The sequence below is a fragment of the Phytohabitans rumicis genome (genome assembly GCF_011764445.1).
Lineage (GTDB): Bacteria > Actinomycetota > Actinomycetes > Mycobacteriales > Micromonosporaceae > Phytohabitans > Phytohabitans rumicis.
Genome location: NZ_BLPG01000001.1, coordinates 9363886 through 9378934 on the forward strand (window position 1 = coordinate 9363886; position 15049 = coordinate 9378934).

Here is a 15049-nt window from a genome sequence, read left to right on the forward strand (position 1 = left end):
GTGCGCCTGACCCGCCGCGGCCTGGCCGTGCTCGTCGCCGGCGCCGTGCTGCTGCCGTTCGGGCAGTGGGGCGGCTACCCGTTCCTGCGCGCGCTGGGCGCGGCGCTGCTCGGCGCCGTGCTGGCCGCGGTCCTGCTCACGGTGCGTGGCCTGACCGTGCGGGTGCGCCGGTCGGTCTACCCGGACCGGGTCGAGCGCGGGCGGCCCGCGCTGGCCAGCCTGCGCGTGGGCAACCCGGGCGCCCGGCGGATGCCCGGCTTTCTGGCCACCGACGCGGCCGGCGGCGCGGCGCGCACCATCCGGGTACGGGCGCTGCCGGCCGGCGCCGAGGCGTTCTACCACTACGAGCTGCCGACCGGCACCCGGGCCGAACGACCGTCGGGCCGCTGGTGCTGCACCGGGTGGACCCGTTCGGGCTGGCCCGCAACCGGCTCCCCACCGGAGCGACCGCGCAGCTGTGGGTGCATCCCCGGCAGCTTCCGGCGCGGACGTTGACCGGGGCGTACCCCCGCCACCACCACGACGGCCCGACCGCCGACGCGGTGCGGGGGTCGGCGGACCTGCGGGACGTCCGCGAGTACGTCCCCGGCGACGAGGTGCGGCACCTGCACTGGAAGGCGACCGCCCGGACCGGCCGGCTGATGGTGCGCGACCTGGCCGATCCGCAGCAGCCGCGGCTGACCTTGTTGCTGGACACCCGCCCGCACGCGCTGAGCGCGGACGGGTTCGAGGAGGCCGTCGACCTGGCGGCGTCCCTGCTGGCCGCCTCCGCCCGGGCCGGACACCACAGCCGGCTGGTCACCTCCGGCGGCCGGGACCTGCGCACACCGGGCGGCGTGCGGGCCGCCCGCCTGCTGCTGGACGAGCTGTGCGAGCTCCGCCAGGACGGGCAGCGCGGTGGGGCCCTGGTACCCGAGCCGCTGTCCGCCGGCCGTACCGCCGGGGGTGGCCTCGTGGTCGTCACGGCCGGCGCCGCGCAGCTCGCCGCGCTGCGGCACCGGTTCTCGCCGATCGTCGTCCTGGACCTGACCGCCGCGGGTACGCCCGCCGCGCTGCCCGGCGTGCGGATCCTCGGCGCGGACAGCGCCGCCCAGGCCGTACACCGCTGGAACGAGGTCCTGGGGTGAGCACGGCATCGGTGCGCGCCCTGCCCACGGCCTGCCTGATGCTCGCCACCGCGATCGCCGCGCTGCTGTTCGCGCCGGCGTTCGGCTGGGCCGCGCTGCTGCTGCCCGTCGGCGTGCCGGCGGCGACGCTGCTGCTGGGCGCGCTGGCGTGCGCCCGGCGCGCGGCGCTGCTGGCCTGGCGCCCGGTGCTGCTGGCCGGGGCCGGAATCCTCGCCGTCGCCGAGACGTCGCTGTGGCCGACCACGCGGGCCGGGCTGCCCACCGGGCGGACGCTGCGGGCGCTGGCCACCGGCGTCACCGACTCCTGGCAGCTGACCCTGCAGTCGACCTGGCCCGCACGGCCGGAGCCCGACCTGCTGCTGTTCGTCCCGCTGCTGGTGGTGCTCGCCGGCGTCGCCGGCATCGAGGTGCTGTACCGGCTGGGCCCGTTGCCGGCGCTCGCGCCGAGCCTGGCCGTCGCGGTCCTCACCCAGCTCTACGCCCCGCTTCCCGCGGGCCCCGCCACCGTGGCGGCGCTGGCCTACGCGGGGGCCGCCGCCGCCCTGCTGCTGGCCGCGGGTGGGGCGCCGGACGGTGCCGAGTCGCCGGCCGCCGGGCCGGGCCGGGTGGCGGGGGCCGTGCGGCGGGTCACCCCGGCGGTCGCGCTGGCCTCGGTGGCGGCGGTCCTGGCCGGACCGGTGGTGCCGGCCGGGCCGGCCCGGTACTCGCTGCGACAGGACCGGCCGGCCCCACTCGCCGACACGGCGGTGACCAGCCCGCTCGACGAGATCGCCTACCGGCTCGCCCACCCCGGCGTCGCCGCGTTCCGGGTACGGGGTGCGGCGGGCGTGGACCGCTGGCCGCTGGTGGTGCTGGACGCCTTCGACGGGGTCAACTGGACATCTTCCGACCGGTATCGGCGGATGGGTGTCGACCTGCGGCCGAGCCCCGCGGTGACGGTGCCGGTGCACCGCCGGTCCGCGCACATCGATGCCACCGGCATCGGCGGCCCGTGGCTGCCCACCCAGACGTGGCCGGCCGGCGTACAGGGCGCCTCCCCGCTGGTCGAGGAGCGGCACGGCACCCTGCTGCTGCCCGGATCCAGCGGCCCCGCGCGGTACACCCTGAGCTGGTGGCAGCCGGAGGTCGGCGCGGCGGCGCTGGCGGGCGCCGCGACCGACACCGGGATACCGGGCGGTCTCGGCGGCGTCGGGACCGTGCCGCCGGGGGTGGCCGCGGTCGCCGAGCGGGCCGTACGCGGGGTGCGCCCGTCCTTCCAGGCCGCCCTGGCGCTGGAGCGTCACCTGCGGGAGAACTACCGGACCGCGGTGGGCGACGACCTGCCGACCGGGCACGCCTGGCCCCAACTGGCCGACTTCCTGCTGCGCGGCGGGCGGGGCACGAGCGAGCAGTTCGCCGCCGCGTACGTGGCGCTGGCCCGGATCCGGGGCATCCCGGCCCGCCTGGTCGTCGGCTTCCGCGCCCCCGCCCGGCAGGACCCGGACGGCGGCTACACGGTCCGCAACGGCGACGTGCTGGCCTGGCCGGAGGTCGCGGTGGCCGGGATCGGCTGGGTGCCGCTGGATCCCAGCGGCACCGCCTCGGCCGGTGGCGCCACCGCCGGCAGCGGGCTGGCCGCCATGACGGCCCAGGCGCGGTCCCGGCTGCCCGCGCCGGAGGACCTGCGCGACCCGCCGGTCAGCCAGCCGCGGCCCGGCGGGGCGCGCGGCGGTGCCGGCTCGCTGCCGTGGGCGTACCTGCTTGGCGTCCCGGTCGCCCTGGCGGCGGTGTGGCTGCTCGGCGTGCCGGCCGCGAAGGCTGGGCGGACCTGGCGGCGACGGCGCCGGCCAGGACCGGGCGCCGTCGTGGGCGCGTGGGAGGAGGTCCGCGACCGGTTGCGCGAGCACGGTGTCGCGGTATCGGCCGGAATGACGGTGCGTGACCTGGGCACCGCGGCCGCGGCCGTCACCGATCAGGCCACTGTGGACGGCATCGGTCGGCTGGGCGCCACTGTGGACCGGGCGCTGTGGGCGGCGGCGCCGGGACAGCGCGACGGCCTTGAAGCCTGGGCCGCGGTGCGGGCGGTACGTCGGGGCCTGGCCCGCCGCGGGTGGCGGGCGCGGCTGCGGGCCGGGCTCGATCCCCGCAGCCTGCTACCGCCGTGACGTCACGTCACACACCGCGCCCCGCGGATCGGCTTGGCCTCACTCTCCACCACGTGCGTGCCGTCGGTGCCCTGGATCCGGAAGCAGTACCTGCGCACCGGATCGACCGGCACCCGGTGGCTGGTGTTGCGCTGCACGAACAGCACCTTGGCCCGCTCGCCCTCGGCCGCCACGACCACCGCGAAGTCCATCGGCTCGCTGCTGCGCCAGGACAGCTCCACGACGTCGCCGCGGTCGGTGGGATCGGCGAGCTCCAGCCGCCCCGCCGGGGTCGGGCTGGGCGCCGGGCCGGCCGTCGCGGTCTGCGCCGGTGGCGTCGGGTCGGCGAGCTCGTCCGGCTGGCTCACCAGGAGCACCGCGCCCGCCGCGGCCAGCAGCGCCACGACGCCCGCCGCGGCGGACAGCAACGCCTTGCGGCCCGTGCGCCACGATGGCGCCTTGGGGCCGAAGACCAGGATCGGCTTGCCGTGGGGGAGCGGTGCGGTGGGGCTCGGCGGCGGCGTCGCGCGGGCGAAGTCGTCGAACGCCGGTGGGGCGCCGCTCGCGTCCACAGTCGACGGTGCCGCCGGCTCCTCCGGCGGTACGGCCTGCCGGCGCAGGGTGTCCAGGCGCTGGGCCACCGTCGCCGCGTCGGCGGGGCGGGCGTGCGGGTCCTTGGCCAACAGTTCGGACACCACCGCGATGAGCTCCGGCGGCGCGTCGGCGCGTACCAGTGGCGGCGCGGCGGTCCCCAGCACGCGCAGCAGCCGCTCACCCTGCTCCTCGCCGGGCGGCCCTGATGGGGGAGACGGCCGGACAGCGCGAGGTGCAGGATCACGCCGAGGCCGTAGAGGTCCGAGCGTTCGTCCGTGGTGCCGTCGCGGACCGTCTCCGGCGCCAGGTGCTCCACGCCCGGCAGCGGGTCCCGGGGGAACGCGTGGCGCAGCGTGCCGCCGAAGTCCGACAGCACCGGCTCGCCGGACGGCCGGAACAGCACGTTGCCCGCGGTCACCCCGCCGTGCACGAGCCCCGCGCCGTGTGCGGTCGCCAGCGCCGTCGCGAGCACGGTGCCCAGCACGAGAGCGTCCGGCACCGACAGCGGCCCGAACGAGTCGAGCAGGTCCGGCAACGACTGCGCGCACAGCTCCATGCGCAGGGCGCAGCGCCCGTCCGGGCGGGCCTCGACCCGGTCGGCGACGAGGATCGGGGCATGGGCGCGCAAGGCGGACAGCCGGGCCAGTTCGGCGTCCAGCGCGGCCCGGGTAGGCCGGTCCAGCGGGCCGGGGAAGACCTTCAACGCGAACGCCTCGCCGGTGGTGGCGTCCACACCGGCCAGCACGGCCGCCACCGGGCCGTCGGCCAGCTGGACCAGCCCGTCGCCGTCGGGGTCGGTCGTGGTGCTGCTGCTCATCCCGGCTCCACAGTAGAAGTCTGCCCCGCCGCCGGCCGATCAGGCCAGGCCGCTCACGCCGCCGCCGCGACGACGTCCTCGGCCGTCAGCCGGCGCAGCTCGGCCACCTCCGGCATCCGGCCGAGCGCGCGCAGCCGCTGCGACTGGGCCTTGCGTACGCCCTCGAAGAGCCGGCGCGCATCCCGGGCGTTGCCGAACGCGGGATCGTCGCAGATCCGGCCGAAGTGCTCCAGCAGCACCGGATGCGCCGCGCCGTCCAGGAGGTACTCGCCCTCGGCGACCATGCCGCCGATGATGCGTACCAGATCCGTCGGGGTGTAGCTGTCGAACTCGATGGTCTTGGCGAAGCGCGAGGCCAGGCCGGGGTTGACGGCCAGGAAGTCGGCCATCTCGGCGGTGTAGCCGGCGACGATCACCGCGATCTCGTCCCGATGGTCCTCCATCAGCTTGACCAGGGTGTCGATCGCCTCCTGGCCGAAGTCACCGCCGGAACCGGCCTGCCGGGACAGCGTGTACGCCTCATCGATGAACAGCACCCCGCCCCGGGCCGCCTCGAACACCACCGAGGTCTTCTCCGCGGTGTGCCCGATGTACTGGCCGACCAGGTCACGCCGGGACACCTCGTGGAACTGGCCGCGGGCGAGCACGCCGAGCGCCTTGAGCAGCTTGCCGTAGGTGCGCGCCACGGTGGTCTTTCCGGTGCCCGGGGCGCCGGTGAAGATCAGGTGGTGGCTGACGCCGCCCACCGGGAGCCCCGCCTTGCGCCGCCACTCGTTGACCTGGATCTCGTCGACCAGGGCCCGGACCTCCGCCTTCACCGCGGCCAGGCCGACCATGCCGTCCAGGTCGGCGAGCAGGTCGCCCAGCCCGGCGTCGCCGCCGGCGGCGCGCGGCCGTACCGGCTCGACCACGGTCGTCGTGGCGCCCGCGGTCACCTCGACGCCGGGCGGGGCGGTGTTGTCCACCTGGCACTCCTGCACCGACCCGCCGCACCCGGCGCCGACGAGGATGCCGACCCGCTGGGCGTCCCGCACCCGGGTACGGCGTACGAGCGGCCGGCTGTGCTGGGCCACCGCGATGCCCTCGCCCGCGGTCCGCAGGATCTCGCAGCCCTCTACCACCGGCCGGGCGTACTGGTAGATGTACATGCCGCGCTGGCCGCAGCCGGAGATCGTGCAGTTGCGGATCTGCGGGTCGGCGCCGAGCCCCACCACCACGCCGTCGCCGGCCACGTCGGTGATCGAGGTGTCCTCGACGGTGCCGGAGGAGTTCTCCACCACGATGCCGGCCGCCGCGTCCCGGACCGTGCACCGGCTCACCGCGAACCGCCGGCACCCCCGCACGCTGAGCGCCGCGCCGCGCTGGGCGCTGATCGTGCACCGCTCGACCGTCAGTTCCGCGTCGAACGCCTGGACGGCGGTGACGCTCCCGCGCACCTCGACGCCCTGCAGGACCAGCGACCCGCCGTGCACGTTCACCACCGGCCAGTCGCCGCCGGTGCCGTCCAGAGTCACCGTCGCGCCGTCCTCCGCCCGTATCGTCAGCCACCGGTCGACCAGCTCGAACGTCTCCGGGTAGTGGCCCTCGGCGACGCGGATGACGCCGCCGTCCGGCGCGTCGTGCAGGGCGGCACCGATCGTGGGGTAGGCGCCGTGCCGGCCGGCCGCGACGAGCAGCGCGCGGGGTGCGTTCATGTCGGGAACACTCCGATCGGAAGCGACGCGGCCACGCCACGGGCCTGCGTACCGTCGAGTCGAACGAGGCGGATGCCGCAGGCGGCGGCGCGGACCGCCAGCGCGGCGAGCGCCGTCTCGACGGCCGCCTCGGTGGTCGCGGCCAGCCGCAGCACCCGTCCACCCGTGGCCGGTCGGGACCGGAACGAGCGGCGACGGTCACCGTGACCGCGACCCCGGGGACCGCCGTCAACAACTCCGCGATCAGCCGCCCGGACCGCGCGTCGGCCAGCCGGTGCCACCCCCGCAGCTGGAAAGTGGCCTGGCAGACGCCGCCGGTACGCCAGAACCGCCAGTCCTCGCGTACGTCGTCGCGGCCGCCGGCGACATGGGCCAGCCCGGCGATCAGCGCACGCCCGGCCTCCTCCGCCAGCGGCTGCGCCGGCGTGCCCGACCGCGTCAACGCCCGCCGCATCCGGCGTACGGAGTTGCGCAGCACCAGCGCCAGATCGTCGTCGTCCGGCGCGTCGACAGCGCGGATGGCGTGCACAGCCAGCCACGCCTTCGCCGGGCCGCCCCGCCGGACCCCGGCGTGGTGCACCGTCTGCACGCCCAGCGTGCCCGGCTGACCGTCCACCAGCGACAGCAGCGCCCGCGGCGCCGGTACCCGCTCGCTGTGCGGTCGCAGCACCACGGTCAGGCCGCCGCGGTGACTTGTCGCCATAGCCGGGCCGTCACCGGTCTGCACGGACCGCACCGTGCAGCCGGGGACCAGCAGGTCCAGCAGCGCGGGCACCTTCGCGGCCTCGTCCGGCAGCTCGCGGCTCCGGGGCCGGCACAGGTAGCCTGCGGCCAGCGCGCCGCGCTCGCAGAGCCAGCGTCCGTCGACCCGCACGGCGGTCAGCGCGACCAGTGCGGCCGCACCCACCGATAGGCCCACCAGCACCGGGAGCGGCTGGCGCACGGCCAGCACCACCGCCGCCACGGCGATCTGCCAGCAGAGCACGTGGATCAGGTTGAGCCGTGCGGCGTACTCGCGGATCGGGTTGCGGCGGCCCGCCGCGGCGGGCGGCGCGGACACCGCGGCCCGCGTCGGCGGGCTCGGCGGGTTCCGTGGCGGGGCCGGTGGCGGCAGGACGCGACGGGCCGGCATGGAGATGCGCGGGGCCGCCTGCCGGGCGGCCGCCACCGTCAGGCCCGTGGCCGCGGGGGCGACCCGCACCGGGGCGGCGGCGACGCTGCGGTGCACGGCTGGCACGCCGGCCGTGCGGTCCGCGGCGGCGACGCCCGGCGCGCCGGGTGCGGGGGCGGCGGCGCGCTCGGCGGCGTCCACGGCCGACCTCCCGTCCCTCGCGGTCAGGCGGCGCGGTTCGCGCGCCCTCACCCACGATCGGGCAGGGCACCTGAGGTTTTCATGACGTGCACCCCGCCGGCGGCGGTCAGGCGAAGCGGGCCGCGACGTCGCGGTAGACATCGCGGACGGCTTCTAGCCGGAGCCGGCGAAACCGGCCCGGCTCGGCCGCGTAGACCGCCCGCCCGCGCTCGCTCCACAACGCCTGCGGCGGCACGGCGTCGGCGTCGGGCGGAACGAACTTCAGCACCTCGGCCAGGGCGGACGCCGCGGTGAGCAGGTCCATGCGGGCCAGCCTGCGCTCCGGGGCGGCCAAACCCGCCGGGTCCGCCGGTGCGTCGCTCGCGAGCACGTCACCCAGCCACAGCCACTCCCCGGCGTCCAGCAGTTCGGACGGCCGGTCGTCGCCGAAGCTGGGGTCGTCGTCGCTGGGCAGCGGGATGTCGTCGGGCAGGCGGAACGTGAACTCGCGAGCCGCGCCGCACGACGGGCAGGCGCCGGAGTAGCGACTGGCCAGGTCGCCGTCCGCCTCGATGATCGAACTGGACGGCTCGAACGCGCTCTCGCCGCACGCCTGGCACGGGCGCAACTCCATGTAGAGGTGCGCTTCCGCGCTCGTGCGCGCCAGCCGCAGTGCCACACGGCCCATGCTATGCCTCGTCCAGGAAGCCGGCGTGTGCGCAGGCCAGCGGGTGCAGCCTGCGCAGCAGGTGCGGCAGCAGGTCGTCGGGGCCGGTCACGATCGGATCGTCGTCGTTCGGCGGGCGCCGGTACGACGGTGCGAGGGCCTCGCACGCGTCCCAGAGCGTGGGGGTGATCGGCGCCCAGCGCCAGATGTCGTGGGCCAGGTTGTCCACCAGCAGCCACGGCCCTTCGGCGCCGCCGATGCCGTACCGGCCGGACCACTCCAGCCGCATGCCGTGACCGTGGAGCATGCTGTGCCACCGGTACGACCGCGCCATGGCGGCGGCCTCGGCCGAGTCCGGGTCGATGACGAGCAGCAGCCCGCGGCGGGCGAGGTCTTCGACGGCCCGGTGGAACCGGTCCGTGGACAGCCACTCGGCGGCGGCGAAGGCGTGCGCCGGCGTCCAGGGCTGCGGTCCACCGGCGACGCCGTGGGCCAGCAGCCACAGGGTGTACGGGTCGCCACCGGGAAGGGTCCTGACCTGCCCACCGGCCCGCACGCGGTGCGCGCCGGCCAGCCGGCCGGAGGTGCCGCCGTCCGGACCGAGGTAGTGGCCGACGGGAAACATCAGGGGTGTACCGGTCATGTCGTCCCCGCTCCCGGGTCGGCGGGTACGGCGAGGTCGAGGCAGGCCGCACCGGCGGCGGTGAGTGTGTCGAGGCGCTCCAGCAGGGCGACGAGGACCGCGTGCGGATCGTTCGGGCCCGGCCCGCCGGCGGTGGCGTACCGGCGGCAGGCATGCCACAGCGAAGGGTGGGCGGCCGCTTCGGCCCACAGGTCGTAGCCGAGCCGGTCCACCGTGACGACAGGACGCCCGAACGTGCCGATGTGGCACCGGTCCGGGGCGTCCGGGTCGGGCCCTAGCCCGTACAGCAGCGGCAGCAGCCGGTGACCGCGGGCGAAGTCGGCGCCGTCGTCCCAGCTGACCGGCACGAGCAGGCCGCGGTCGACCAACCGGTCCAGTGTGTACGGACGGTGGGTCGGGTCGCCGGGTCCGGCCCAGGCGCCCGCCTCGGCCTCGGTGAGCTCCTCGACCTCGGGTCCGCGCCGGATCTCGTGCCGCCACCGGCCGTCGTGGGTGGGGAAGGCACCCAGGTAGTGGCCGACCGCGACAAGTCCCGCCGGGCCGGTGCTCATAGGTCCCCCTCCAACACCTTCGGATCGGGATCCTGCAGGACCAGGACCACGTCGGCGCCGATATGGCCGGTCACGTGCGCGTCGACGGCGGCGTGCAGCACCCTGGCGAGCTGGGCCGGATCGGCCAGGACGGCCGGGGCGACGTACAGCCGGTGCGGTCCTCGCGGTTGCGCCTCGAGCACCGCCCGGTCGCCGACCCGCTCCCGCACCACCAGGTCGAACGATCCATCCACTGTGGTCACGCGTACGCGGTTGGGGCCGATGGGGCGCAGATCGCGCTGGCCGCCGGGACATTCGGGTTCGAGGTGGACCATCCATTGCGGACCATCACGTCGAGCGCCTTGACGATGGGGTTCTGCGCCGGGTTGCCGCGCAGGTTGGTCACTTCGGTGTAGGTGTCGAGGTCGATGCCGTACCGGGTCTTGACGTCGTTGACCACCGCCGTCCACCGGGCGCTCGCGCCGGCCTGCTCCGTCAGCAGGCCCAGCAGCTCGAGCTGCCGATGCACGTACGGGCGCATGATCGCGGGGGCGAGCCCCACGGGGACCCGGTCGTTCGTCGCCGCCAGCGCCGCCACCCGGGCCAGGATGCGGACATGCTTGACGAGGCGGTCGACGGCCCGACCGTCGACCCGGCCCAGCCATACCCGGCCGACGGGGTTGTCGCCCGGCCGCAGCGCGACGTGTCCCCGCACGAGGCGCCCGCCGGCGAGCGCCGTGCGGATCAGACTCCTGCCCGTCTTGGCCATGGGTCCGCCCGGCACGTCCGGCGCCGGCCTCGGCCTCGGCTTGATCTGGTCGGTCACCTGGCCGATCCGTTCCGACAGCGCCCGCACGTCCGCCGCGATCTCCTGGTCCGCGAGCGGGAGCCGGTCCGCCTGGGCGCGCAGCTGCGCGTCGGCATCGATCTGCTTGAGGATGGGGTTGACCAGCCGCATGGCTCCCTCGCCGACGATGTAGAACGCGGTGTAGATCAGCTGCCCGGCCAGCCAGACCAGATCGTTGCCACCCTCCCCGGCGGGCTGCGTCGGGCCGGCCGGGATGTCCGGCACGAAGAGCTTGGCCAGGATCACGCCGCCGATGAAGCCGAGCACGTGCTTGCGCGCCTGCGACCGGTTCGACTCGTCCCGTGGGATGCCGCGGGCGCGGTCCGTCTGGATCTGCCGCATGATCTGGGCGAGGGCGGAGCGCAGTTGGGCGTCGGGATCGGTCAGCCGCGGGCGCGCGTCACCCTCGTTCAGCATCTGCAGGATCATGGCCCTGGCCAGCCGGAGCTGCGCCAGCGCTCGCGCGGCGGCCACCGCGCTGGCGTCGTCGGCCTGCCGCGCCGACAGCGACGTCCACTCGTACCCGTACCCGAGGCCGCGACCCACCTGCATCCACATGTTCGCGATGAGCAGGGCGGGGGTCGTGAAGAAGCCGAGGACCAGCGACGGCACCTGCATGACCCCTTGCTGGAACCCGACCCGGAGCGGGTTGGCGAACGGGCGGGCGGTGGCCTTCGGCAGGCCCAGGTCGTAGGTCGGGCCGCTCGGCGGCGGCGCGAACCGCCACCGGGTCACCTTGCCGCCGGTGTTGTTCCACAGGGTTCGGACCAGCTGTGGGGTCAGGCCGTGGCGCCACCTCAGCTCGGCCAGCTTGCTGTCGACCTCCGCCTGCGCCCCTTCGATCGCCTTGTCGATGCCGTCGAGCGAGGACTCCAACTCGTCCAGTGTCTGCTGGCCGGGCGTCCCTTCCGCCTCGTTGAGTCGCCAGATCCGGTGCAGGAGGTTCTCCGCCAGGCGGTTGCGGGCCGTGTCCGGCTCCGCCTTTTCCAGGTCCTTGCGGTTGTCGACCGCGGTGAACTCCAGCGGATCGGCGAGCTTGTCCGCCACCGCCTGCGTGATCGACGCGAGGAACGTGACCGATCCGCCAAGGCCGGCCTTGGCCACGTCGCCACCGGCGAGCTGGACGGCCAGGGCGACGAGGCTGGCGGAGACCGCGGCCGGCACCCGCTTGTTGAGGTTGTCACTGAACGGGTCGCCCTTGCTGGGGCCGGGCGGTTCGTCCGGCGTCTTCGCCAGCTCGGCGCTGGGGTTGTCCATCAGCCGGGTGTGGCTCAACGGCTTGCCGAGCCGCGCGTCGGCGTTCCCCTGGAAGACGTTGCCGGCGAGCCCGGACAGCACGCTCGTCCACATCCCGACGGGGTCGCGGCCGAATTCCGGCCCGACGGACAGGGTGTTGCCGGCGCTGCCGAACGTCTGGACGATGCGCCGGTACATGTGGTGCCCGTGTACCCGGACGTCGGGTCGGTCCGCGGTCAGCGGCTTGCCGGCCCGGAACCGTCCCGAGCCGGTCGATTCCCGCAGCCTGAGTAGGACGCGTCCACTCCCTACGGGCGTGGTCGCCTGGACGTACCGCTCGATCAGGAGCCGCTGGCCCTTGTTGGCCATGCGGTAGTACACCGCGAGCGCCTCGACCCGCGCCCGGTGGGCGGCCCCGTTGGCCCTGCGTTTCGCGGGCTCGTCCAGCGCCTCGCCGGACTCGACATGCGCCATCAGGCTGGCGAACTCCGCCAGCACGCCGGCGGCCTCGATCTGGAGCACCGGGGCGCTCGCGTCCTCCCGGACCTCCACCCGGTATCCGCCGTCGACGTCCGGGTCCGCCACCAGCCGGACGGCGAACTCGCGCTGACCAGACTCGACGACCTTGATCGGCAGGTGGTGGAGCTTGCCGCCGATCTCCACCCGCAGCTCGCCGTCCCGGATCAGCGCGCCGCTCACCGAACTGGGCGTGAACCTCTCCGCGGCCATGTCCAGCGCCATCTGCAGAAACGACAACACCTCGTCCGGGTCCGCCTTGGACCGGGTGTCGAACATGCGCGACAGGAGGTCCGGGTGGCCCATCTCGGCCAGCCAGCGCCGCAGCGCCTTGACGCGCTGGTGCGACCCGCCCTGGTCGGTGAGCACCTGCGCGGCGGCGAGAAACCGCACGACGTGGTCGGGCTGGCCGATCCTGGCCGCCTGGGCGGCGGTCGCGAGCAACGCCTCGACGGCGCGCTGGTCGAGCTTGCCCGCGCGCAGCACCTGTTCGACGGCCGCCAGCAGCCCCACCGGGCCGTACTCGCGAAGTGTCAGGACGCCCTGCGTGACCGCCTCGGCGATGGCCGCGGCGATGAGCGCCCTGGTCATCCCCTTCGCGTTCGTGATGATCACCCTGGCCCGCAGCTCCGTCTCGGCGCCGAGCGGAGTGGCGACCTCCACCCGGTACGCCTGACCGTCGGGCAGCGCACCGAACTGCAGTTCCATGGCGATGTCGCCGATGCCGGTCCGGATCCGGACGGTGGGCCGCTCGTCGGCGGGGTGGGGGCCGAGCAGCTCCGCGCCGACCTTGTCCAGGCCCTCCTGGATGGCGGGGGTCGCGGCGGCCAGGGCGGCGGCCAGCCTGGCCGCCTCGCGGACCCGCTTCGGCGCCGGCGGCCTCGGGCCGAAGACCGATGGCTCCGTCTCCAGCGCCAGGCGGGTCAAGGCGCGCCGTGCCACCTTCAGGATCTGGGCACCCTTATCAAAGATGATCTTGGCTGGCTCCATGACCACGCGCCCGTCCGCATCGCGTACGGGTATTCCGTCGACCATCCTCGGCGTCGCCGGCTCGACCCGGAACCCTCTTCCGGCGCGGGTGCCCTTGGAGACCCGTACCGGAACGGTGGTGCCGTCACCGAGCCGCACGGTCCCGACCTCGCCGGTGGCCGCGAGGTGGCTCAGCCGCCGCTCGTCCGAGCGCCAGTCGGGATTCTCTTCCAGGAACGGGTCGAGCGCCTTGAGCTCGTCCGCGGTGAGGTTCAACCCCGCGAGATTCAACAGTTCCAGGCGATGTCCGCCGTGCCTGCGGTCGGGATCGGCCGCGTCCGGATGGGTGATGCCGAGTTCATCCAGGAGCAGGCCCAGCTCGACCTCGATCGCCTCCTTTGCCGCAGCGTCCGTGCTCAGCAACTTCAGCAGGATCCGCACCTCCGCCCGGTGACCCTCGTCGTGGGGGCTCAGCCGGTCCAGCCGCGGGTCGGCCCCGTGTCCCAGCGCGTCGCGGTGGGCGGGCCGCTCGGGCCGGCCCGCCTTGCCGCGCAGCCTCGCCTTCTGCCGCGCCACGAAGCCCTCGCTCCGTACGGCGTGGTCCTCGCTCACCTCATGGCCCACGGCACGCATCAGCCACCGCACGCGCGCGTCGGCGTCGATGGGTGTGCTGTCCGAGATCAGGACCTCGATGAAGGTCTCGCCATCCTTCACGACGGTGTCCCGCTCCGACCGCACACCCTCGGGCGTACTTCCGACCACGAACCGCAGCGGTGGCCGTCCCGGCAGCCGCACGAGCGCCACGTCCGGCTCCGCCGGGTCGACCACCGGCGTGACGTCCAATATCCCCAAAGCCTTCAGTACGGCCATTGCCTTCAGCAGCGCCTGGAACGTCCCGGGGCGTCCGCCGGCCCACTCGTCGAGGGTGCCCCGGGATGGAGGTGGCCGTGTAGGAGTTGTCGGTCGCAGCGCGGGGCCGGTCCCGACCGATGACCCGGGTGTGTGCGGGTGCCGGTCCACGGGTTGCGGGGCCTGCGGACGTGGCGGGTGCGGCGGCCGCCGCCGCGAGCGCTCCGGCAGCGGCGGGCGTGGACACCGGGGCCGGCCGTGCCGGGGTGCGGCCGGCGGTGTCCTGCGTGGCCGGCGTCGGGTCGGGGCCGGTGGAGTTCGCCGCTCGGCCGGTGGTCGTGGTGGCCGCCGGTGCGGCGTCCACCGGCCCGGCGTTGTTCGCCGCGGCCGTGCCGGCTACCGCGACCGTCCCCTTCGGACCAGCAGGCGCCGGCGTCCCATGTGGACCTGCTTGCGTGGCCGTGCCCGCCGGCGTAGCCGCGCCGTTCGCTGCCGGCGCGGCTGTCCCGGCTGGCGCCGCTGTCCCATGTGGACCGGCTGGCCCGGCCGGTCCGGTGGGTGCGGCGGTCGGCGCGGCGGCGGCCGGTGCCGCGGGCGCGGCTGCCGGCGCGGACGTGGTGGTCGTGTGGATGGGAGTGCCGGCCGCCGCCGTCGCGGCGACCGGGGCGATCGCGGCAGCGCCGGCAGGGGCCGCCGCGGAGGTGTCCAGTCCGGCGGTACCGGCGGGTGCTTGCGGCGCGAGCGCGCCCGAAGGCGCCTCCCGCCCGGCCGTGCCCGCGGCGGGGTCCGGCGTCCCGGCGGCGTTGGCCGAACCCTGGGCGATCGCCGAGCCGGGGTCCGACGCCGGCCCGGACACCGCACCGGGGGCAGCCGCGGCCGGATCGGCGGTCGCGGCGGGGCCGATCCCGCTCTGCCCGGCGTCCGTGGACCCGTTGGCCGCGACTCCGGCCTCTGTGGTGCCGTTGCTCGCGATCCCGGTGTCGGTGGTGCCGTTGCTCGCGATCCCGGGCTCGGCCGGTGCCGGGGCGGGAGCCGGGGTGCCGGCGGCGTCGGCGGCGGGCAGCGCCGGGGTCCCGCCCGGTGGGCCACCCGCGGGTGGGGCGGTGGCGGCGCCGCCGGACGGTGCCGCGGTGGCCGGCGCCGGGC

General features: G+C 75.6%; 13 protein-coding genes and 1 pseudogene. 5 read left to right on the forward strand and 9 right to left on the reverse strand.

All coding sequences use genetic code 11. From position 1 onward, the window contains the following. Genes Prum_RS50265 through Prum_RS52920 form a run of 3 tightly spaced genes read left to right on the forward strand, consistent with a single transcriptional unit; the run spans position 1 to position 3271 of the window. Positions 1 to 495, forward strand: a complete 495-nt coding sequence (locus Prum_RS50265; protein ID WP_218577631.1) for a hypothetical protein — start codon at positions 1 to 3, stop codon at positions 493 to 495. Continuing rightward, a complete protein-coding gene (locus Prum_RS42425) occupies positions 390 to 1127 on the forward strand; it encodes a DUF58 domain-containing protein (protein ID WP_218577632.1) in 738 nt (245 codons plus the stop codon). Before Prum_RS50265 ends, Prum_RS42425 begins: the two co-directional genes overlap by 106 nt. Next, on the forward strand, positions 1124 to 3271 hold the full coding sequence (locus tag Prum_RS52920) for a transglutaminase-like domain-containing protein (RefSeq protein ID WP_246278469.1): 2148 nt from the start codon (positions 1124 to 1126) through the stop codon (positions 3269 to 3271). Before Prum_RS42425 ends, Prum_RS52920 begins: the two co-directional genes overlap by 4 nt. Before the next feature lie 2 nt (positions 3272 to 3273). Here the strand turns inward: Prum_RS52920 and Prum_RS52925 are convergent, their stop codons facing one another. The 4 genes and pseudogenes from Prum_RS52925 to Prum_RS42445 form a co-directional block, all read right to left on the reverse strand. Then, positions 3274 to 4008, reverse strand: a complete 735-nt coding sequence (locus tag Prum_RS52925; protein WP_246278470.1) for a serine/threonine-protein kinase — start codon at positions 4006 to 4008, stop codon at positions 3274 to 3276. An 86-nt stretch (positions 4009 to 4094) separates the two neighbouring features. Beyond that, positions 4095 to 4661 (reverse strand): annotated as a pseudogene (locus tag Prum_RS55500) (protein kinase domain-containing protein); the annotation flags it as partial. A 53-nt stretch (positions 4662 to 4714) separates the two neighbouring features. Beyond that, positions 4715 to 6355: a right-handed parallel beta-helix repeat-containing protein gene (locus Prum_RS42440; protein WP_173082907.1), complete on the reverse strand. Its 1641-nt coding sequence runs from the start codon at positions 6353 to 6355 to the stop codon at positions 4715 to 4717. Then, the gene (locus Prum_RS42445) at positions 6352 to 6510 is read right to left on the reverse strand and encodes a hypothetical protein (RefSeq protein ID WP_173082909.1); all 159 of its coding nucleotides are present in this window, start codon (positions 6508 to 6510) and stop codon (positions 6352 to 6354) included. Before Prum_RS42445 ends, Prum_RS42440 begins: the two co-directional genes overlap by 4 nt. Before the next feature lie 48 nt (positions 6511 to 6558). On the opposite strand from Prum_RS42445, the gene Prum_RS52935 reads away from it, so the two are divergent. Both Prum_RS52935 and Prum_RS52940 read left to right on the forward strand, forming a co-directional pair. Next, on the forward strand, positions 6559 to 6963 hold the full coding sequence (locus Prum_RS52935) for a hypothetical protein (RefSeq protein ID WP_246278472.1): 405 nt from the start codon (positions 6559 to 6561) through the stop codon (positions 6961 to 6963). 387 nt (positions 6964 to 7350) lie between these two features. Further along, positions 7351 to 7752 (forward strand): hypothetical protein, encoded by a 402-nt coding sequence (locus tag Prum_RS52940; RefSeq protein WP_246278473.1) that lies wholly within the window; start codon positions 7351 to 7353, stop codon positions 7750 to 7752. Positions 7753 to 7773: 21 nt separating this feature from the next. On the opposite strand, the gene Prum_RS42455 is transcribed toward Prum_RS52940, so the two are convergent. Genes Prum_RS42455 through Prum_RS42475 form a run of 5 tightly spaced genes read right to left on the reverse strand, consistent with a single transcriptional unit; the run spans position 7774 to position 13924 of the window. After that, on the reverse strand, positions 7774 to 8334 hold the full coding sequence (locus tag Prum_RS42455) for a hypothetical protein (protein WP_246278474.1): 561 nt from the start codon (positions 8332 to 8334) through the stop codon (positions 7774 to 7776). Position 8335: 1 nt separating this feature from the next. Beyond that, complete coding sequence (locus Prum_RS42460; protein WP_173082911.1) at positions 8336 to 8956, reverse strand: hypothetical protein; 621 nt, start codon at positions 8954 to 8956, stop codon at positions 8336 to 8338. Then, positions 8953 to 9507, reverse strand: coding sequence for a hypothetical protein (locus Prum_RS42465; protein WP_173082913.1), 555 nt, complete (start codon positions 9505 to 9507; stop codon positions 8953 to 8955). The genes Prum_RS42460 and Prum_RS42465 overlap by 4 nt, the downstream gene beginning before the upstream one ends. Continuing rightward, entirely contained in the window at positions 9504 to 9749 is a 246-nt protein-coding gene (locus Prum_RS42470) for a hypothetical protein (RefSeq protein WP_173082915.1), read from the reverse strand. Before Prum_RS42470 ends, Prum_RS42465 begins: the two co-directional genes overlap by 4 nt. Next, positions 9746 to 13924: a hypothetical protein gene (locus Prum_RS42475; protein ID WP_173082917.1), complete on the reverse strand. Its 4179-nt coding sequence runs from the start codon at positions 13922 to 13924 to the stop codon at positions 9746 to 9748. Before Prum_RS42475 ends, Prum_RS42470 begins: the two co-directional genes overlap by 4 nt. Positions 13925 to 15049 lie beyond the last annotated feature (1125 nt).